The following is a 19,605-nucleotide window of genomic DNA, read 5'->3' as shown; positions in this document are numbered from 1 at the left end:
TCGCCGTCGGGCGCCAGACGCTGGATTTACTCTGAGAATTGGATGAGTTCAAGCAGCACAACACTCGAGGGAAGCACCCCCGGACCACTGAGGCCGAGCCTTCAGTAAGCACTCCGAGAGGGTTCGGGCCCATGAACCGAGCGTCGGCACAGCACCATCCGTTGAACCGCGGGTCTTTTGGCCGCCCCGGGGCGCGTCGGCGGTCCGCGGCGGTGGCTTCGTGACGGCCCAGTCTAGGACTGCCACGACCTACGCCCTCACCTAGCCAGGCGTGCATCGAGGCTGCGCTCAGCGTGGGGGTCCCTCTCGGACGTTGGCGCGCTGAACACGGTCTCGACGTCGTTCCCCCCGCGCAAAACACAACTGCGGCCCGGTCTTTCGACCGGGCCGCAGTTGGTTGCGTGTTGCCGTGCGCCGGCTGCTACGGCACGTTCGCGCCGTTGGTGCCGTTCCATTCCGCACCGTCGGTGTGCTGGCCGGGGTTATTGATCAACTCGTTAGAGCTGCCATCTCCACCGGTGCTCCCCGCGCCCGTGCCGCTACCCCCGTTGCCAGCCTGGGCATTTCCGTTGGTGTAGGAGCTATCCGGGCCCCGGGCTCCGACGTGGACGAATCCACCCGCCCCACCGACGCCCCCGTCAACACCATCGCCGCCGGTGCCGCCGATCACGGTGTTGTCGGTGGCTTTGGCGTTCACCCCCAGCGCCGTGTTCTGGGAATGGAACGGGGCATCTCCACCGATGCCGCCATTGATGCCGTCACCGCCGCTGCCACCGGTGACCGAACCGCTGGCCTCTGCACCCTGGCCGGCGGCCTGGAAACTGCCGTTGCTGCCATTCCCGCCGCGCGAGTTATCGCCGACGGCGTTGCCGCCGTGGCCTCCCTGCGCCGTGCCGTGCGATGTCCCGCCGGTGCTGGCGCCGGGAACGCCGAAATGTCTTCCGGCACTGATGTCACCGGTGGCGCCGTTGCCGCCGATCGCGTTTGGGCCGCTCGCGTCGCCGCCGTCGCCGCCGGTGGCGACGCCGTATGCGGTGGCCTCGTTCTGCGCGGAGATTCTGCCGTCACCGCCATCGCCACCGCTGCTATCCACTCCGGTGGCGTCACCACCGTTGCCTCCGCTGGCATTACCGCTCGCATCGCCACCGGTGAGGCCCGTTGCGTCGTACTGCGTCTTCAGCTGGCCCTCGCCTCCGGCACCTCCGTGGCCGCCGGCGTCGCCATTGCCACCGTCGCCGCCACGGACAACCCCGTCGTGAGCCGTCCCACCCCGGTGCGCTTGAACATCCGCAAGGCCACCGGCGCCGCCGACGCCACCGTTGCTTCCGGCGCCGCCCCTACCGCCCTCAGCGGTGAGGTTTTGGACCTTACCGGCACCGCTAGCTTCGATTCTTGCGGCACCACCGGCACCACCGGTGATGTCATTGCCGGCACCGCCGGCACCGCCGGTGACGTGACTGTCGGAGACCAGCGTCTGTGCCCCCGCGGCAACGATGCTGGCCGCACCACCGACCGCGGTGGTACCGCCCGCCCCGCCGGTCGCGGAGCTGTCAAGGATGGCGGCACCAGTGGCGGCGGTCGCCGACGCGCCTCCTCCGGCACCACCGATTCCCGCGTCGCCGCCGGTGACGTGGGTTTTGCTGACAATCCCGCCCCCGCTCGCCGCGATGCTGGCGCCGCCACCAACGGCCCCCTCGCTGTGGGAGCCGGCGATCGCGGAGCTGTCGATGATCGTGCCCGTGGCAGTGTTGAGACTCGCGTTGTTGCCGTTGATACCCGTGACCCCGTGGCCGCCGGTAGCGATGCCGCCGGTGATGGAGTCGTTGTTCTGCCTGGCGGTGATTGTGGCGCCACCTGCGTTGCCGCCATCGACGTCGTTCGCGCCAGCGCCTCCGGTGCCACCGGTCGCGCTGCCCTTGGCGGTGCTGTTGACACCAGCGCCGGAGCTTTGCCCCGACCCAATGATCGCTTGACCGCCCGAGCCACCCGTCACACCGGGACCGGTGCCGCTGCCGCCGTCGCCGGCAACGGCGGTACCACCGGCGTTGGATGCGTTGCCGAAGGCTGTGATCTGCGCCCGCGCGCCCGCGCCGCCGGTGCCGCCGGCCGCGCCGACACCACCGGCACCACCGGATGCGGAGCCCTCGGCTACCGAGTCGGTCCCGCTGGCGATCACGGTGGCGAAGCCGCCGACACCGCCGTGACCGCCGGTCGTCGCGTCGCCACCGTCGCCGCCACTGGCGGCCCCGCTCGCCTTGCCGTTGTCACCGATGCCGGCGGAATAACCCGTCTCGACCCAGCCACCGCCGCCCGCGCCACCGGTACTGCCGACACCGTCCGCGTGCCCGCCGGCACCACCGATAGCTGTGCCCGTTGCCGTGCTGTCGACCCGCTGGGCGATGACCCCGCCCTCGGCACCGGCACCACCGATACCCCCGTCGGCGCCATCTCCACCGGCACCACCGGTGCCGGTGCCACTGGCGTTGCTGCCCGCAGCCGTGGCGAGAACTTTGCCTACGCCACCGGCGCCGCCGGTACCGGTGCCGATGGCATTGCCGCCGCCGCCGCCGGTCGCGGTACCGCTGGCGGTGCCGACACCGACCGTCCACCCAGTGCCGTTCCAGGCTGAACCGAGGCCGCCCCAGCCACCGGCACCACCATCGCCGCCGTCCTCGGTCTCGGTGGCGTCACCGCCCTGACCACCGGCACCGCCGGTGGCCTCACCGGTGGCACTACCGCCGCCGCCGATCCGAATATCGGCGCGCCCGCCCGCACCGCCGGTGCCGCCGCCATCGTTGGCGCCGCCGGCACCGCCCTGGCCACCAAGCACGGTGCCCGCAGCGCTGCTGTTACCTGTCACGGTATAGATCGACCCGACGCCGCCGTCGCCGCCGCGACCTCCGCCGCTGGCGCCGCCGTCGCCGCCGTGGCCTCCGGTCGCCGAACCCTCGGCAGTGCTGTTGGCTCCGTTGGCATAGATGGAACCCATTCCGCCGTGGCCGCCATCGCCACCATTGCCGGCGCCACCGTTACCGCCCGTAGCGACGCCGCTCCCGGTGGCGTTCTGCTGCCAACCGATTACCTGAGCCAAGCCGCCGTTGCCGCCGGTTGCCCCTGCCGTGCCTACGCCCCCGTTGCCGCCGAGGGCGGTGGCGTCGTCGACGACGCCCTGAGACAGGGAAATCAGCTGGGCCAATCCCCCCGTGCCGCCAGCGCCACCAGCAGAGGCGTCCCCGCCTGCACCGCCGGTCGCGACGCCATCGGCGATCTCCTTGCCGTTTCCACCTTGGATGTAGCTGGCGCCCCCATCGCCTCCGGTGCTGTCCAGGCCGGTGGCATCACCACCGCCACCGCCAGTGGCCTCAGCGTTGCTGACGGTGTTGTTGGGAAGCTGGACGGTGTTGTCATCGATGCCGGCGGTGACCGAGGCCACACCTCCGTCGCCACCCGTGCCGCTATCGGTACCGTCACCGCCGTCACCGCCGGTGGCGAGACCGTCGGCGACGGAGCTGTTCGCGCCCGCCGCGTAGACGTAGCCGGCGCCACCGGCGCCGCCCTCGCCATCATTGGTGCCGGCGCCACCGTTACCACCTTGAGCCGTCCCGTTCTGGACGGCGCCGCCATACGTCGCAGAGACGTAGGCATCGCCGCCTGCACCACCGATACCGCCGGCGGTATCGCCGCTACCGGCGTTGCCGCCGGTGGCCGCACTGTCGGTCACGCTGCTGTCCGCACCGTCAGCCTCGATGACAGCCGAACCACCCACGGCGGTGTTGGAGCTGTTGCCCGCGGTCGCGGTGCTGCCCTCGATCGCGGCGCCACCGCTGGCTTGCACCAATGCCGTGGCACCGTCTCCGCCCTTGCCGCCGTTGGGATCTCCGGTGACACCGGCACCACCGATGGCATGACTGTCCGTCACGGTGCTGTCGGTGCCGTCGGCGATCACCGTGGCCGTGCCGCCGGTACCGCCGCTCCCACCGGACTCAGTGACGGATCCGGCGCCGCCGACCCCACCGGCCCCACCTTGCGCGGTGCTGTCGGTGATTTCGCCGCCGTTGAGTTCTTGGACAGTGGCGCCGCCGCCACCGCCACCACCACCGCCACCGAGACCGGGCCCGGCCGCGGTACCCACACCGCCGGCGCCCCCGGCACCACCGGCACCACCGGTTGCACCGTCGCCGACACTGCCGCCGAGACCACCACTGCCACCGGCGCCGCCGTCACCGAAGGCGCCATCGAGACCGTCGGCCCCGACACCGAGCGCGGTACCGCCGAGACCACCTTCACCGCCGGCGCCGCCGACACCACCGTCACCGCCGCTGCCGGCAAAGTCGGCACCCGGCGCGGTGCTGCCGTCACCACCGCTGCCGCCGACACCACCCGTGCCGCCCTTGCCGCCCGCACCGCCGTTACCGGAGACCGAACCACCCGAACCGCCGTTGCCGCCACTGCCGGCCGCCCCGCCGATCGAGCCGTCCTCGCCGGATTCGCCTGCCGCTACGCCGTTTTCACCGTCGACCCCCGCCGCACCGGCACCGCCCTGGCCACCGACACCACCGTTGCCCTGACTGCCCGCGTTACCGCCGTCGCCACCGTTGCCGCCGGCGATGTTCACATCATCGCTGTCCCAGCCGTTACCACCGCGGCCACCATTGCCACCGGTGGCGGCTGCACCCACGGCACCGACATTCCCGTCGACACCCGTCGAACCACCGGCTACACCAGCAGCACCACCGGCACCGGCCACACCGCGCTCACCACCATCACCACCCCGACCACCATCGGGATTGACGGCATCACCATCAGTGCCCACCCCGCCGTTGCCCGCGTTGCCGCCCCGACCACCGCGACCACCGTTCCCGCCGTCACCATCGGTGCCACTGTTCTCGAACAGGAACAGGAACCGCCCCTGACCCGCAGCGCCACCGGCGCCACCGGCACCACCAGCGGCGGCATTGCCACCGTTTTCACCATCGCCACCACCGGCGGTCCCGGTCAACCCGTTGTAACCGGCGCCGCCGGCACCACCGTTGCCACCCTTGCCGCCGTCGCCGCCGCGGCCGAACAGCAAGCTGCCCGATCCCCCGGCACCACCCGTACCACCAACACCACCGACCACGGCGGCGGTGGTCGCAGTACCCGCAGCACCTGCACCGCCCGCACCGCCCGCACCGCCCTTGCCGCCGTTGCCCAACACCGACAACCGGCCTACATTGCCGCCGTCGCCGCCCGCACTACCGGGACCGCCAGCAGTCCCGGATGCGCCGACGCCGCCCTTCCCGCCGTTGCCCATGAACAAGCCGCCCGTACCGCCGTTGCCGCCGGCACCGGCGTTGAGCCCCGTTACGCCGGCGCCGCCGTTGCCCCCATCGCCGATCCAGCCCGCTGCACCGCCGTTTCCGCCGTTGAAGCCAGCGCCACCATTGCCCAACAACCCACCATTGCCGCCCTGGCACGCAGCACCGGCATTGCAGGTATCCGCAGTCCAGGAATAACCATTACCGATCAACAGACCACCATTGGGATTGGCCGCCGTCCCATTACCGAACAGCCCCAACGGCCCCACCGTGAACGAGAACAACGAACCACCCGGAGTCGCCAACGCCGACACCGGACCCGACTGACCCGTGCTGAACGTCGCCACCTCACCACCAAGAGACTGCGCCCCCGGGCTCGCCTGCGTGACCTCCAACCGCCGATACGCCGCCCACAACAAGGCCAACGTCGGATTCGGCGCCGCCGGCACCTCACCCCCGGCCGCCGAGGACGTATAACCAAACGCACCCAACAACCCACTCAAAACAACACTGCCCCCGACAACCCCCGGCTCAGGCACCGCAGGCACCGGAAGCAGGACTTCGTCCGGCTCGATAGGCTGATCAACGATCAACGCCGTGATCGCGCCTGCCTCCGCAACGGTGGTGACGGACACCTCGAACGTTTCCAGGCCATGCTTGAGCTCTGCCGGAATGTCCTGGAGCGACGCACTTTCGGCGGAAACCGCCCCCTCCCCGGGCACAGCGGAGCGCAGCACCCGCGGATTCGAATCAGTACTATCGCCGGAATTGGTTGGCGGCGCGTCATCTTCGTCGGTACCGGCGCCACCGGGTTGGGCGGCATCCACGGGTTCAGTCGGCTCGACCGGGGGGATCGTGCCGACGGTTCCGGGGTCTGCAACCGGCACGTCGGTGAGGCCCTCGCCCAGCTCAAAACCAGCAGTTCCGGATTCCGCCCCGCTTACACCGCCGCTTGCACCGCTGCCACCGGAAACCCGCAACCGCGGCTGCAGCCGCTCGGCGAGTTGCCGGGCCTTTTCCTCAAAACTGTTGACCCGCTTCTCAAGAACTGCGGCGCGCTTCTCGATTCCCTGAGACCGCTTCTCCAAGTCTTTGGCGATCGACTCCGCCCGCTCCCTGATGGTGACCTGGAGCTTGTTCTTTTTCGGATCGCTGCTGCCGGCCGAACCGGCCGCCGGGCCCGACTCGTCGGATCCCGCACCTCCACCAGCGCCCTCCGAGGACTCCGAGCCCGAACTCTGCGAAGTCCCACCACTGCCGCTATCCGGTTCCGCCCAAGCAACTCCCGGCGGGCCGCCAATCGCCGTACCGATACCCAGCGCAACCGCCAGCGCACCAACCCGGCCCACGTAATTGGCATAGCCCATCGAAAGATCCCCCGTCACTTGAGATTTCAGTCAGCTCGCAGACCCCCTGCGACTTGGACGGCAGCCTAACTGAGAACTTGCTGAGGGTGGGATGCATTCTGGGTACGACAACCCGTCGTGATTGCACCCGCAAACACATTTGTTTTCGATCCCAACGAGCCCGCTACCGGCCGCCAGGGACCACCCGGTGCACCGCGCAGCAACCACACCTAGACCCGCCGGAAGCCACCGGCAGCGCCCGGCCGCTCGGCTGGCACCTGCTGGTCAGCTCCGTCCAGCCCGACTGCTCCGACGCGCCGCACCCGGCGCCGGACAGCCGCCAATGGTGCTGACAGCTAATTCGTTCCGGGTGCGCCCCGTTGGGCTCCCCAGCGCCGGTAGCAACGCCACCGCCGGCCCGCGCACCGCAGGTGCCAAGCTGAGAATCAGATGAGTGAGACACCGGTCCCAGACCCGAAAGCAGGCTCGGTCGACCTAATACGAGAGGCAGCACAGGTCGCCGAACGTGCGGCGACCTACCGGCACAGCTCCACGATCTGCGGACGCATCGCTTCCAGGTACGCCAGTCGGCCGGCCTGATCCGGGCTGTGGCTCGACAACCCGGCAAGCTGACCCATGCCCACCTCGAGCAGGTCGTTCGCAAAACTGCGCATCGCGTCACCGAGTTCCGCCGGCGCGCCCGCATTCAGGTTGTGCAACAGGTACTGCCCGCCTCCGATGGTGGCGAGCCGCGCATTGGCTGCCACCACTTCACGCGCCACCACCTCGGGCCCCAAATCGGCGTTGGTCTGCAGGTTCACCGCGCGTTGCACAATCTCAAAAGCGGAACAGGCCTTCGACTTTGCTTCGTCGGCACTCAGCACCTCGGCGCCAGACGAGCGGGCATCGGATGACTCCACGACCGACCAAATCGAAATTCCGGCCGCCAGCAGCGCCACGATCAGCGCTGCCGGAGCCAACCATCCCCGGTACGCACGGTTCGGGACAGGCTGCGCCCCCGGCACATTTTGCGGCGTTCCCGCGCGTTCCGACATTGCGTGATCCTAACTGCATTGACCCGCGGGAACGCTCCGAAATGCGCACCAACATCCGGCCCCGCCGGACTTCAGTGCGGCGCAATGTCATCCGAGCTGCGCACCTCACCCGGTTGGCGATCGACCGGTCGACAACCGGAAGCTGTGCGTCGGCAGCGCAGAATTCCATGCAGTATCAAAGACTTTCACCCTGGTGTCGTAGTCCCGTTGTATGTTGGGCCGGTGATAGTCACTGGCGCACTGCTCGCCGAATCCGCCTCGGTCGTGGACAACAAGCTCAACATCGTGGGCGGCGTGATCAGCGCCTGCCGGGTGGGCCCGGAGCGCGCCGCGCGTGCGACCCTGGTGGTGTTGATCCAACCCGAACCGTCGGACCGGTCCCCCAAGATCGACGTCAAGGTCACCGGCCCGACCGGCAACTCCGAGAACGCCCAACTCGACGTCCCGGAGTCCAGCTTGGGCGGCGAGGTGGGATTCGTCTTCTTCCCGATGCAAGTACCGCTACCGGTCGATGGGCGCTACCTGATATCGGTGAGTAGCAACAACGGCTTCGTCTCGCTGCCGCTGAACGTCAGCAGCTGACCGAACCCGGGACTCGCGCATCCGGTCGAGGCGACCTGCCGAACCGCACCTGGTCGTGTACGGGCTCCGCAGCGTCCCGGGATGACCAGCCCAAGCCCATGTCGGGCCATCCGTAGCGGGCGCGCTGTCGCCAAAAACGAGACGGCCTCCCGGGGGAGGCCGTCTCTGGGAAGTGCGCCCGAAGGGATTCGAACCCCTAACCTTCTGATCCGTAGTCAGATGCTCTATCCGTTGAGCTACGGGCGCTGGGTATTCAATTGTGTGGCGGAGGCGAGAGGATTTGAACCTCCGGTCCCCTTTAAGGGGGACAACTCATTAGCAGTGAGTCCCATTCGGCCGCTCTGGCACGCCTCCTTCGAACTTCTCAGAGGTTACCGGACCCGATCTCCGGTACCGGAACCGCCGAGGGCACAGAGTACACAGCCTCACTTATGCTGGCCAAATGACCGCCCGTTTACGACCCCTGATGGCCGACCTCCCGGCGTATACGCCAGGCCGGACGGTGCCGGGCGCGATCAAGCTGGCCAGCAACGAAACGGTGGACGGTCCGCTGCCCAGCGTGCGATCCGCGATCGTCCGGGCCGCCGAGACCCTGAACCGCTACCCGGACAACGGCTACGTCGAACTCAAGGAACGCCTGGCCAAGCACGTCAACTTCGCGCCCGAGCACATCGCCGTCGGTTGCGGGTCGGTGAGCCTGTGCCAACAACTGGTCCAGATCACCGCGACGGTCGGCGACGAGGTGCTGTTCGGGTGGCGCGCGTTCGAGGTCTACCCCCTGCAGGTCCGCGTCGCCGGCGCCACGCCGGTGCCGGTTCCGCTGCTCGATCACACCCATGACCTCGACGCGATGCTCGCGGCGATCACCGATCGGACGCGGCTGATCTTCATCTGCAATCCGAACAACCCGACGTCGACGGTGGTGGCACCGGACGACCTGGCGCGGTTCGTCGACGCCGTCCCCACCGACATCGTCATCTGCATCGACGAGGCCTACGTGGAGTACATCCGCGACGGCCTGGCACCGGACAGCCTGGCCCTGGCGCGTGACCACCCGAACGTCATCGTGTTGCGGACCTTCTCGAAGGCCTACGGGCTGGCCGGCGCCCGCGTCGGCTACGCCGTGGGTGACCCCGACCTCATCACCGCACTGGGAAAGGTCTACGTGCCATTCACCGCCAGCACGCTGGCCCAGGCGGCCGCCATCGCCTCCCTGGACGCCGCGGAGGAACTGCTGGCGCGGACCGACGCGGTGGTGGCCGAGCGCGGCCGCGTCAGCGCGGCGCTGCGCGCGGCCGGCTACCGACTCCCGCCATCGCAGGCCAACTTCGTGTGGCTACCGTTGGGCCCCGAGCGCACCGCTGATTTCGTGGCGCAGGCCGCCAAGGCCCGCATCCTGGTCCGGCCATACGGGGACGACGGGGTGCGGGTGACCATTGGCGCACCGCACGAGAACGACGCATTCCTGGCCTTCGCAACCGATTGGATCTGACATGACGACTCGACCGGGCCGGCGGTCCTTGGCACGCGCGGGCCGGACGGTCGCGGCGGCCCTGATCGCCGGTTCGCTGCTCGCCGGGTGCACGCAGACCACACCCGGCCAGTTGGCCATGACCATCGAGCCGGTATCCCCCGACATCACCTGCTCGGAGTTCGGCATTCTCAGCGCCAGCGACCAGCTGACGGTGGTCAACGAGATTCTCGGCGCCGCGCCGGACAAGCCGACCTACTTCCTGGTGGCCATCGCGGTCCTGCTCTGCGAACGCGCGCCGGAGAAGCCGGTCAAACAGGTGCTGCTGAGGCTGGGTTAGCGCGCGCGGATTAGCCTCCATGGTTATGGCTGACAGCTACGAGTCCCTTTCGGTCGAGATCGACAACCACATCGCGCAGGTGACCCTGCTCGGTCCCGGCAAGGGCAACGCGATGGGCCCGGCGTTCTGGGCCGAACTGCCGGTGGCCTTCGAGGCCCTCGACGCCGACCCCGACGTGCGCGCGATCGTGCTGACGGGTTCGGGCAAGCACTTCAGTTACGGCCTGGATCTCGCGGCCTCCGGCGACACCCTGGCCCCGATGATGGCCGAGGGTGCGATGGCCGGGCCCCGCGCGGCGTTCCACCGCCACCTCAAGGGCATGCAGCAGTCGATCACCGCGGTGGCCGACTGCCGCACCCCGACCATCGCCGCGGTCCACGGCTGGTGCATCGGTGGCGGCGTCGACCTGATCAGCGCGGTCGACATCCGCTACGCCAGCGCCGACGCCAAGTTCTCGGTGCGCGAGGTCAAGCTGGCGATCGTCGCCGACGTCGGCAGCCTGGCACGCCTGCCGCTGATCCTCAACGACGGTCATCTGCGCGAGCTGGCGTTGACGGGCAAGGACATCACCGCTGCCCGGGCCGAGAAGATCGGTCTGGTCAACGACGTGTTCGACGACGCCGCGGCCACGCTGGCGGCCGCGCGCGCGACCGCCGCCGAAATCGCCGCCAACCCGCCGCTGACCGTGCAGGGCATCAAAGATGTGCTCGACGAGCAGCGCACCGCCCAGGTGGCGGCCAGCCTGCGCTACGTCGCGGCCTGGAACGCGGCGTTCCTGCCCTCGAAGGACCTCACCGAGGGCATCACCGCGATGTTCGCCAAGCGCCCGCCCGAGTTCACCGGCGAGTAACCGGCGCCCAGCCCAGTTCGGCCTTGGCCTTGGCGTTGGACAGCGGCAGCCACGTGTTGCCCATCGCCAGGGCGGCATACGGGGCCGCCAGCGCGAACAACCGGTTGGGCACGGTCAGCGGCCGCGGCGCGCCCGCGCGCTTCGCCAGGGCCCGGATGAAATCTCCGAAAGATTCGGGGCGGTCGTCGACGATGTTGTAAAGCTGGCCACCCGGGCCGCGCTCGACCGCGTCGGCGGTCGCGCGGGCGACGTCGTCGATGTGGATGAACGACAGCATGCTGTGACCGCTGGGGACCGGCAGCGCCCAGAACTTCACCAGCCGCCGCATCGTCTGGATGTGCGCCACGTCGTCGCCATAGAAGAACCCGTACCGCAACACCACGCCGTCGGCGCCAAGCACGTTCTGCTCCATCCCGCGCAACGCGGCCAGCATCGCCTCGCCGCCCTTGGGCGGCGGCATCGGGTACGGCTCGGACTCCTCGAGCAGCGGCGGCCCCACCGGCCCGTAGCCGTAGGCGAAGATCACCGACTCCGCGACCACCCGACGGACTCCGCTGCGCCGCGCGGCGGCCAGCAGGTTGTCGACCCCTTCGCTCCACAACCGCCGTGCGGGTTCGAAATCCGTCAGCCGCATCGGGCCGCGCTTGGGCAACGTCGTCAGCAGCGAGACCACCACCTCGGGTCGCTGCTCGGCAAGCACGACGTTGAGTTGCGCCGGGTTGAAAACGTCGACGACGGCCGGGTGGGCGCCGGTCTCGGCGATCGCGCCCGTCGAGCCGGGCGCGCGGGTCAGTCCGACGACGTCGTGGCCGCGAGCGATGAGCTCCCGCACGACGGGGATGCCCGGCACGCTGGTGGCGCCGGCGACAAGCACTCGCATGGTCAGTTCTCCTTCTGGCTCGGTGCGCCGGCGGCGCGGATGGTGAACCACAGGGACACGGCGAGCCACAGGGTGCCGAGGGCCAGCCCGGCAGCCTCGATCAATCCCACCGCCCGGCCGGCGGCATGGTCGGTGTCGATGAGGTGGCTCACGGTGTGCAAAACCCAGTGGACGGTGGCGAAGCTCAGTGCCGGTAGCCGCCAACTCGGCCAGCGGATGGCGGCAAGCAGCAACAGTCCGAGCGGCAGTTCGAAGCTGGCGTTGTCGAAAATGTAATGGTTGTTGCGCGCCCCGAACGCGCCCAAGGAGTCGAAAAATGCCTCGGGGGCCAGCAACATGAACAAGCCGAGCAGCACCGAGTAGAGCCCGAACACCGTCAACACGATGACGACGAAGCGGCTGCGGTGGTCGGTCGGTGCACGCGCCACGAATCCCACGCTAGCCGCCGGGCCGGATTCCGGTGAAGCGTTCGGCGGCGTGAAACCAACCACCACGTACCCTGCTGAAGTGACGTCCGACGGCAGAATTCGCGTACCTGCGGACCTCGACGCCGTGACCACCATCGCCGCCGAGGACCACTCGGACATCGACGGCGCGGCCGTCGAACGGATCTGGCAGGCGGCGCGGCACTGGTACGCCGCGGGCATGCACCCCGCCATCCAGGTGTGCCTGCGCCGCAACGGCAAGATCGTGCTCAACCGGGCCATCGGACACGGCTGGGGCAACGCCCCCGACGACCCGCCGGACGCCGAGCAGGTGGTCGCCACGCCGGACACCCCGTTCTGCGTGTACTCGGCGGCCAAGGCGATCGCCAGCACGGTGGTGCACCGACTCGTCGAACGTGGCGACTTCTCGCTGGAGGACCGGGTCTGCGACTATCTGCCGACCTACACCAGCCACGGCAAGGACCGCACCACAATCCGGCACGTCATGACGCACAGCGCGGGTGTGCCATTCGCGACCGGACCGCGACCGGACCTGCGCCGGATGAACGACAGCGACTACGCCCGCGAGATGCTCGCCGCCCTCAAACCCGTCTACCGCCCCGGCCTGGTGCACATCTACCACGGGTTGACCTGGGGTCCGCTGATCCGTGAAATCGTCTCTGCCGCAACGGGACGCAGCATCCGCGACATCCTCGCCGAGGAGATCCTGGACCCGCTCGGGTTCCGGTGGACCAACTTCGGGGTGGCCGCGGCCGACGTGCCGCGGGTGGCGCCGAGCCACCCGACCGGCAAGCCGCTGCCCGCCGCCGTCGCGCGGGCGTTCCGCTTGGCGGTCGGCGGGACCATGCAGCAGATCATCCCGTTCACCAACACCCCGGAATTCCTCACCAGTGTGGTGCCGTCGTCGAACACGGTATCCAACGCCCAGGAGTTGTCGCGGTTCGCCGAGATGCTCTGCCGTGGAGGGGAACTCGACGGGGTCCGAGTGCTGCAGCCCGAGACGTTGCAGGCGGCGACCGCGCAGGCCCGCCGGCTACGTCCCGACGTGGCCACCGGGCTGATGCCGATGCGGTGGGGCACCGGATACATGTTGGGCGCCAAGCGGTTCAGTCCGTTCGGGCGCAACACCCCGGCGGCGTTCGGACATACCGGCCTGGTCGACATCGCGCTGTGGGCGGACCCCGAGCGTGCGTTGGCGGCGGCCGTGGTCAGTAGCGGTAAGCCCGGTGGGCATCCCGAAGCCAAGCGGTACCCGGCCCTGCTCGACCGGATCAACGCCGAGATCACGCCGCGGGTGTGACTCGAATTTCGGTCAGCAGGCCCGGATTTCGGCGCCGGCGGTCGACAACGGTTGGCGCGCTGAGATCAGGCTGGCTTGTGGAACGTGTACACCCGGTACTGAATGAGTCCGAGCTTGGACAACCACTTCATCCACCGAGTGCCCACAATCATCGTCTTCTGGGCGTCCGATGAACCCTGTTCCCGGAAGAACTTGATCAGGAAGGGGTAGGTCGGCATCGTGTTCTTCCGGATGTTGCGACTTGCCTCCAACACCAGTCCGGCGCGTTTGCCCTGGCTCTTGTAGGACCGCAGGGGCACGTTTCCGAGCGTTCCGTACGACTTCGCAATCCGGGTGCGAATCGCCATCCAGAACGGGGTCTTGCCGAACCATGCCACGGCGGGGACGAAATCGGACACCGCCAGGTAGCCACCCGGCTTGAGCACCCGCGCGGCCTCCGCGAGGAAGCGCTCCCGGGACGGGAAGTGAAAGACGCATTCGACGGCCAAGAGGCGGTCGAAGGAGTTGTCCTCGAACGGCAAGTCACATGCGTCCGCCTCGACCCACTCGATGCGGTTGCCGTTGGCGGCCTTGGTCTGGGCTTCGGCGGCGGCGAGCTGGCGCGCGTCGATGTTCAGACCGGTGAGGTGCATACCGGAATGCCCGGCATTGATCTGTTGGATGGTTCCGCCGAATCCACAGCCGACATCCAACAAGCGCTGCCCGTCGGCGACCTTGCCGGCCTTCAGCAGCTCGCCGTTCATGTGCTTCATGGCCGCGATGTAGTCGGCGCGGGTGCCCTCGGCAGACTTGGGGTCTTCCCAGTACCCCCAGTGCACCTCGTTTTCCCACAGCTGCGCGGTTTCACCGCCGTCCTGCCGTTCGTCGATGAGCAGGTCAAAGTAGGGCAGGTCAGCCATGCGCGGACGATACCACGAAAAGGGCTGCTGACCGGGGCGCCGAGCCGCTCGGCGGCAATGACCGAACCGCCGCCGCGGCCCTGCCCCCACCGGGGATTTCGCAGGTCAAATGGTGCGCGTGAATTCGGCCAGCGCGAGGATCATGAGCACCACCAGCGCGAGCCCGATCAGCCCCCCGACGGGGATCATGGCCACGCACACCACCACCCAGACCAGCAGCCTGGGCCATTCGAACGACTGATTCCCCACCACACCGCCACGACGCGCGCGTAGCGCGTGGTAGATCGCCCACACTCCGGCCCCGGCCGCGGCAGCGGCAATGATCCGTAATCCATCAGGCGTGCAGACCAGAGCGACACCGGCCATGGTCGCGGCGGCCACCACGCGGGCCCACACCACGGCACGAAATCCGGCCACCCGGGCGGGCGCGGGGCCGCGATCCGGCTCCCCGCGGTACCGCGGTAGCCGCCCCTCGACCCCCAACAGTCGCCATATCCAGCGCGCCCATGCCGGCCGTAGACCCAGGTCCTCGGCAATCAGCCGGACATCGGCCGCCGATTCCGCCATCATCTGGCGTGATTGAGCGCTCCGCCAGTACGCGGTCTTGAACACCCGTCGCGGAATCCCGAACTCCCTGGCGAAAGTACGCGGCGGCGCGATCATCTCCCCGATCAACCACCGCAGGAAGAATGGGAACAGGAACGCGTACCACGCCCGCTTCAAACGCCAACTACGTTGCAACCGCTCGGCCAGATGATCGTCGGCAAACGAAATGTGGCGGGCCTCTTCGGCCAGGTGAATGTAGGTGATCTTGTTCAGCAGCGGGGGCACCTGGGCTGCGCCGCGATGCTGCAGCGTCTGCTGGAAGTGCAGCGGTTGCTCGCCACAGAGCACCCCGATGAAATGGATCAGGTTGGCGTATCCGCCGATGAAGCCCAAAATAGGGCCGATCACCCGGGAGCCCCGCCGCATTCCGGGAACATCCTCGCCGGTGCGATTGATGAATTCCTGGAACATCTGAATGTGGTTGCATTCGTCGATCAGTTCGTGGAGGAGATACCGGAAAATCGGCGAGCCATTCGGCAATTTACCCGCGTAATGCACCACCCCGCGGATCAACATCATCTCGAATTGAAGCGTGACCTTGAGAGTGTTCGCGGTAACCCAGCGGCCCATATCGATGCGGGCCTGCAATGGCTGCTTTCCATACCAGTCCGTGGCCGCCAGTGGAGCGCTGGCGGGGTCCAACTGCCACCGCGGATCGGCGTCGTCCAACGCATTCTCGGGTGCGTCCCAGTCGATGTCGACATCCGGATCAAAACGCAACCGCGCCGTCGCACGAGTGAGGGCCTCCACTCTATCGAGGTAGAGACCCTCGTGCTGGCCATCTGCGTCGTTGACCGCGGTCATTTTCCGTCCGTAAAGTCCGATTGTCCGCTGAGGGTATCAATCTGTGAGCATTCGGCAAGGGATACCCGTCGGTACCGCCGGAGAAGGTGTCCGGCGGCGGGCCGAAACTTGGGTGCCGACCCGCCCTTGAAAGCACGATTATTCCGACCCGCGGTGTGCAAAGAGATCACGGCCGTGCACCGAAGCGGTAACCGCCTTACCGAACATCTTTTCGGTGCACGCGCCGTCAACTTGCCGACGACGCGCCCCGGAAACCGCCTCTGAGCTGCGGTGGCGGAGGGATTTGAACCCCCGGGTGCGGTTAGACACCTCTCGCTTTCAAGGCGAGTGCATTAGGCCGCTCTGCCACGCCACCGCCGCTAAGACTAGCGGTGCACTCGGGTGGCCTCAGCCGCGCCCGTAGCCGCGTGGCGGCGGGTTTCCCTTCAGCGCCGAACTGATGCGCCGGCAGTTCTCGCCCATCGCCGCCATCTGCGGCCGCGACAAATGCCCGAGAAAGTGCGTCCGCACCCCCTGGGAGTAGGTGACCATCGCCTTCGCGACGACTTGGCTCCCCTCTTGGGTGAGATTCGCGAGCACGCCGCGACCATCCTCGGGACTCTCCGTGCGCGTCACCAACCCCGCGGACTCGAGACGGCGGATCTGCCGGGTGACCCGACTCGGCAACGCCATCAACGACTCGGCGAGGCTTCCCATCCGCAGCGCGCCCGTCGGCGACTTGTCCAATTTGTCGAGCAGCCGCAGATCGTCCAGAGTCAGCTCGTGCGCCTGAGTCAATCCCCTATTCAATGCGTCGTAGACGCGGAGTCCCGCGTCCAGAAAGTTCTGCCATGATCGCTGCTCCGCAATATCTAGTCCCGGCATATCGCTTGCAGTCCGCCCCGCAATCATCCCCTCCATGGGCGACATATTAAGTGACGCCTACGACAACCTACCGGCGAACCTGAGAAGTACCTGGCAGCCGATCGGTCCGGCGCATCGGCCGGATACGGTGGCGGCCATGCACGCGATAATTGCGGAGTCCGCCGATCGCCTGTTCTGGCGCGAGATCGCCGACAGCACGCCCGGGCCGGACGAGATCCTGATCAAAGTCGCCGCGGCTGGGGTGAACCGCGCGGACCTGCTGCAGGCGGCGGGTCACTATCCACCGCCGCCCGGGGCCAGCGAGGTGCTCGGGCTGGAGGTCTCCGGCGTGGTGGCCGAGCTGGGTCCCGGGGTGACCGAGTGGACGGTGGGGCAACCGGTCTGCGCTTTGCTGTCCGGCGGTGGCTACGCCGAGTTCGTGGCGGTGCCCGCGGCCCAGGTCATGCCGGTGCCCGACGGCGTCGACCTTGTCGACGCGGCCGGACTACCCGAGGTCGCCTGCACGGTCTGGTCCAACCTGGCCATGGCCGCCGGCCTGACCTCCGGCGAGGTCGTGCTCATCCACGGCGGCTCAAGTGGCGTGGGCAGCAACGCAATTCAGATCTGCAAGGCGCTGGGCGCGCGCGTCGCGGTGACGGCCGGATCGTCCGCCAAACTCGACCTGTGCCGCGACCTCGGGGCCGACTTCACGATCGCCTACCGCGATGAGGACTTCGTGGCCCGAATCCGGGCGGAAACCGACGGTGCCGGCGCCGACGTGATCCTCGACATCATGGGCGCGGCGTATCTGGGCCGCAACATCGACGCGCTGGCCCTGGACGGTCGCTTGGTGGTGATCGGCATGCAGGGCGGCACCAAGGCCGAACTGGACCTGCGCAAACTGATCGGCAAGCGCGCCCGGGTGATCGGCACCGCGCTGCGCGGCCGCCCGGTCGAGGGTCCCGCCGGCAAGGGCGCCATCGTCCGGGCCGTGGTGGATTCGGTCTGGCCGATGGTCGCCGACGGACGGGTCAAACCCGTTATCGGAGAACGAATTCCGATTCAACGCGCGGATGAGGCGCATCGACTGCTGTCCTCGGGCGCGGTCTCCGGCAAGGTGCTGCTGACGCTGGACTGAGGCCGCTGCCGGTACTCAGCCGAGCGAGGCCAGCGCGCGGACCAACTGGTCCACCTCGGCGACCGTGGAATAGGGCGCCAGCCCGACGGTGACGGCACCGCCGACGTCGCTGACCCCGATGACCTCCAGCACCCGCGAGTGCGCGTTCGGGACCGCCAGCACGCCGTTGTCGGCGAGTCGCTGCACCACCCGGTCGGCGTCGATGTCGGCGACCGCGAAACTGAGCACCGGGATGCGCGCCTCCGGCTGACCGATCAGCATCACCCGCGGCAGCGACCGCAGTGAACTCACCAGATAGTCGAACAGCCGGTCCAGATAGTGGGCCGCCGACTGCATCGACACCGCCAACCGCTCGCGTCGAGTGCCCACCGCCGCCTCATCGAGCCCCGCTAGATATTCGACGCTGGCCACGACGCCGCCCAGCAGCCCGTACTGATGCAGGCCCACTTCGAGCCGCGCCGCGCCGCTGGCGTCGGGGTCCAGCGAGACCGAACCGAACGAGTTGATCAGGCTCGGATCCCGGAACACCAGCGCACCGATGGGCGGGCCGCCCCAGCTCGCGGCGTTGAGCGCAATGACGTCGGCGCCGAGTTCGGCGATGTCGATCAGTTGATAGGGCGCAGCGGCGGTGTGATCGACGATAACCAGCCCGCCGACGTCGTGCATGAGCTTGCTGACCGGGCGCAGGTCGACCAACGTCCCCAACGTCGACGAGGCCGACGTCAGCGCCACCAGCCGGGTCGACCTGGAGATCAGGCTCTCCCACTGCCACGACGGCAACTCACCGGTCTCGATGTCCACCTCGGCCCACTTGACCTTGGCGCCGTACCGATTTGCCGCACGCAGCCACGGGGCGATGTTCGCCTCGTCGTCGAGCCGGCTGACGACCACCTCGTAGCCCAATCCGGCCCGCGACGACGACGCATCCGCGAGCGACCCCAGCAGCACGGCGCGGTCGGCGCCGAGCACCACCCCGCTAGGATCGCCGTTGACCAGGTCCGCGACCGCTTGGCGCGCCGCGTTCAGCAGCGTCGCGCTGCGGCGGGCATACGGGTGGGGACCAGCGGTGCTGGCGGCCGACGTGCGAAACGCCGTCGAGACCGTCGTGGCGACCGCGTCGGGGATCAGCATCCCCGACTGCGCATCGAAATGCACCCAACCGTCACCCAGCGTCGGGTGCAATCCTCGCACCCTGGCAACGTCAAATGCCATCCCAGCCGTCCTTAGAAGGTCCAGGCAATTCACCCTTCTGCCGCGGCGCTAGGGATTTTTCCGCCAGCGCACATCCGATCCGGGCCACCTGGCCAGCCATACTAGTGCAGGCCGCTTCGCGGGCCGAGTGCTGTTTGCCCGATCGTTGCTGGTGAGTCCCCTGTTTCGACGGGCCTCCCCGTCCGGCTAACTCCACCGTCCACCGACAAGTTGGCGGAGGCCCCGGAAGTGCCGTCCCGGATCCGGGAATTCACGGGTCGGCCTACTGGGAATCGCCTGCGCTACAGCGGCGGCGCCCGGTCGGCCCCGCAGGCACGACAGCGGCAAAACATTTGCCGGCGGCTGCGTCCGGCAACCATCGGCGCGGCGCGGGTCAAAGGTACCGCCCGGGCCGCGGACCCTGGCTGGCGCCGCTGAGCCCGGGGCCGCTCGGGAGGTAGCCTCGTGGTGTTTGCGAAACCACGCCCAGGCCGCCCGGCGTGCCAGTGGTAGCGCAGCAGCGCCCCATGCCCGACGGTCTAGTGTCACTAGTTGAG

General features: G+C 68.5%; 14 protein-coding genes and 3 tRNA genes. 6 read left to right on the top strand and 11 right to left on the bottom strand.

The window, feature by feature from the left end; all coding sequences use genetic code 11:
• Window positions 1-421: 421 nt before the first annotated feature.
• Window positions 422-6,664, bottom strand: a complete 6,243-nt coding sequence (locus tag RCP80_RS00835) for a beta strand repeat-containing protein (protein ID WP_308480539.1) — start codon at window positions 6,662-6,664, stop codon at window positions 422-424.
• Between the two features lie 515 nt (window positions 6,665-7,179).
• Complete coding sequence (locus tag RCP80_RS00830; RefSeq protein ID WP_308480538.1) at window positions 7,180-7,698, bottom strand: hypothetical protein; 519 nt, start codon at window positions 7,696-7,698, stop codon at window positions 7,180-7,182.
• Window positions 7,699-7,920: 222 nt separating this feature from the next.
• Here RCP80_RS00830 and RCP80_RS00825 point away from each other — a divergent pair, with 222 nt between their 5' ends.
• Complete coding sequence (locus tag RCP80_RS00825; protein ID WP_308480537.1) at window positions 7,921-8,280, top strand: hypothetical protein; 360 nt, start codon at window positions 7,921-7,923, stop codon at window positions 8,278-8,280.
• 173 nt (window positions 8,281-8,453) lie between these two features.
• Here RCP80_RS00825 and RCP80_RS00820 read toward each other — a convergent pair.
• Window positions 8,454-8,526: transfer RNA gene (locus RCP80_RS00820), tRNA-Arg, on the bottom strand.
• A gap of 16 nt (window positions 8,527-8,542) precedes the next feature.
• Window positions 8,543-8,634 (bottom strand) — tRNA-Ser (locus RCP80_RS00815).
• Window positions 8,635-8,722: 88 nt separating this feature from the next.
• Between RCP80_RS00815 and RCP80_RS00810 the strand changes: the two genes are divergently transcribed.
• The 3 genes from RCP80_RS00810 to RCP80_RS00800 are packed head-to-tail and all read left to right on the top strand — an operon-like array spanning window position 8,723 to window position 10,941.
• Window positions 8,723-9,772: a pyridoxal phosphate-dependent aminotransferase gene (locus RCP80_RS00810; protein ID WP_308480536.1), complete on the top strand. Its 1,050-nt coding sequence runs from the start codon at window positions 8,723-8,725 to the stop codon at window positions 9,770-9,772.
• Between the two features lies 1 nt (window position 9,773).
• Window positions 9,774-10,091 (top strand): hypothetical protein, encoded by a 318-nt coding sequence (locus tag RCP80_RS00805; protein WP_308480535.1) that lies wholly within the window; start codon window positions 9,774-9,776, stop codon window positions 10,089-10,091.
• A 25-nt stretch (window positions 10,092-10,116) separates the two neighbouring features.
• Window positions 10,117-10,941 (top strand): crotonase/enoyl-CoA hydratase family protein, encoded by an 825-nt coding sequence (locus RCP80_RS00800; RefSeq protein WP_308480534.1) that lies wholly within the window; start codon window positions 10,117-10,119, stop codon window positions 10,939-10,941.
• Here the strand turns inward: RCP80_RS00800 and RCP80_RS00795 are convergent.
• Together RCP80_RS00795 and RCP80_RS00790 are read right to left on the bottom strand one after the other, a co-directional pair.
• Window positions 10,928-11,821: an NAD-dependent epimerase/dehydratase family protein gene (locus RCP80_RS00795; protein ID WP_308480533.1), complete on the bottom strand. Its 894-nt coding sequence runs from the start codon at window positions 11,819-11,821 to the stop codon at window positions 10,928-10,930. The genes RCP80_RS00800 and RCP80_RS00795 overlap by 14 nt on opposite strands.
• Before the next feature lie 2 nt (window positions 11,822-11,823).
• Entirely contained in the window at window positions 11,824-12,249 is a 426-nt protein-coding gene (locus tag RCP80_RS00790) for a hypothetical protein (protein WP_308480532.1), read from the bottom strand.
• A gap of 79 nt (window positions 12,250-12,328) precedes the next feature.
• On the opposite strand from RCP80_RS00790, the gene lipE reads away from it, so the two are divergent.
• Window positions 12,329-13,567: a lipase LipE gene (lipE, locus tag RCP80_RS00785; RefSeq protein WP_308480531.1), complete on the top strand. Its 1,239-nt coding sequence runs from the start codon at window positions 12,329-12,331 to the stop codon at window positions 13,565-13,567.
• A 65-nt stretch (window positions 13,568-13,632) separates the two neighbouring features.
• Here the strand turns inward: lipE and RCP80_RS00780 are convergent, their stop codons facing one another.
• The 4 genes from RCP80_RS00780 to RCP80_RS00765 form a co-directional block, all read right to left on the bottom strand.
• On the bottom strand, window positions 13,633-14,466 hold the full coding sequence (locus RCP80_RS00780) for a class I SAM-dependent methyltransferase (protein WP_308480530.1): 834 nt from the start codon (window positions 14,464-14,466) through the stop codon (window positions 13,633-13,635).
• A gap of 105 nt (window positions 14,467-14,571) precedes the next feature.
• Window positions 14,572-15,876: an AurF N-oxygenase family protein gene (locus tag RCP80_RS00775; RefSeq protein WP_308480529.1), complete on the bottom strand. Its 1,305-nt coding sequence runs from the start codon at window positions 15,874-15,876 to the stop codon at window positions 14,572-14,574.
• 268 nt (window positions 15,877-16,144) lie between these two features.
• Window positions 16,145-16,231: transfer RNA gene (locus RCP80_RS00770), tRNA-Ser, on the bottom strand.
• 32 nt (window positions 16,232-16,263) lie between these two features.
• Window positions 16,264-16,776, bottom strand: a complete 513-nt coding sequence (locus RCP80_RS00765; RefSeq protein ID WP_308480528.1) for a MarR family winged helix-turn-helix transcriptional regulator — start codon at window positions 16,774-16,776, stop codon at window positions 16,264-16,266.
• Between the two features lie 100 nt (window positions 16,777-16,876).
• Here RCP80_RS00765 and RCP80_RS00760 point away from each other — a divergent pair, with 100 nt between their 5' ends.
• The gene (locus tag RCP80_RS00760; RefSeq protein WP_308483045.1) at window positions 16,877-17,857 is read left to right on the top strand and encodes an NAD(P)H-quinone oxidoreductase; all 981 of its coding nucleotides are present in this window, start codon (window positions 16,877-16,879) and stop codon (window positions 17,855-17,857) included.
• Window positions 17,858-17,872: 15 nt separating this feature from the next.
• Here the strand turns inward: RCP80_RS00760 and RCP80_RS00755 are convergent, their stop codons facing one another.
• Window positions 17,873-19,069: a cysteine desulfurase-like protein gene (locus tag RCP80_RS00755; RefSeq protein ID WP_308480527.1), complete on the bottom strand. Its 1,197-nt coding sequence runs from the start codon at window positions 19,067-19,069 to the stop codon at window positions 17,873-17,875.
• Between the last annotated feature and the right edge of the window lie 536 nt (window positions 19,070-19,605).

Source organism: Mycolicibacterium sp. MU0053, from assembly GCF_963378095.1.
In the GTDB taxonomy this organism is placed as follows: domain Bacteria; phylum Actinomycetota; class Actinomycetes; order Mycobacteriales; family Mycobacteriaceae; genus Mycobacterium; species Mycobacterium burgundiense.
This window is presented reverse-complemented; position numbering and strand designations above follow the sequence as displayed.

Bases quoted from the DNA above. Each gene is read 5' to 3' on its own strand.
- RCP80_RS00835 (WP_308480539.1), bottom strand. From the start codon at position 6,664: ATGGGCTATGCCAATTACGTGGGCCGGGTTGGTGCGCTGGCGGTTGCG.
- RCP80_RS00830 (WP_308480538.1), bottom strand. From the start codon at position 7,698: ATGTCGGAACGCGCGGGAACGCCGCAAAATGTGCCGGGGGCGCAGCCT.
- RCP80_RS00810 (WP_308480536.1), top strand. From the start codon at position 8,723: ATGACCGCCCGTTTACGACCCCTGATGGCCGACCTCCCGGCGTATACG.
- RCP80_RS00805 (WP_308480535.1), top strand. From the start codon at position 9,774: ATGACGACTCGACCGGGCCGGCGGTCCTTGGCACGCGCGGGCCGGACG.
- RCP80_RS00800 (WP_308480534.1), top strand. From the start codon at position 10,117: ATGGCTGACAGCTACGAGTCCCTTTCGGTCGAGATCGACAACCACATC.
- RCP80_RS00795 (WP_308480533.1), bottom strand. From the start codon at position 11,821: ATGCGAGTGCTTGTCGCCGGCGCCACCAGCGTGCCGGGCATCCCCGTC.
- RCP80_RS00780 (WP_308480530.1), bottom strand. From the start codon at position 14,466: ATGGCTGACCTGCCCTACTTTGACCTGCTCATCGACGAACGGCAGGAC.
- RCP80_RS00775 (WP_308480529.1), bottom strand. From the start codon at position 15,876: ATGACCGCGGTCAACGACGCAGATGGCCAGCACGAGGGTCTCTACCTC.
- RCP80_RS00765 (WP_308480528.1), bottom strand. From the start codon at position 16,776: ATGGAGGGGATGATTGCGGGGCGGACTGCAAGCGATATGCCGGGACTA.
- RCP80_RS00760 (WP_308483045.1), top strand. From the start codon at position 16,877: ATGCACGCGATAATTGCGGAGTCCGCCGATCGCCTGTTCTGGCGCGAG.
- RCP80_RS00755 (WP_308480527.1), bottom strand. From the start codon at position 19,069: ATGGCATTTGACGTTGCCAGGGTGCGAGGATTGCACCCGACGCTGGGT.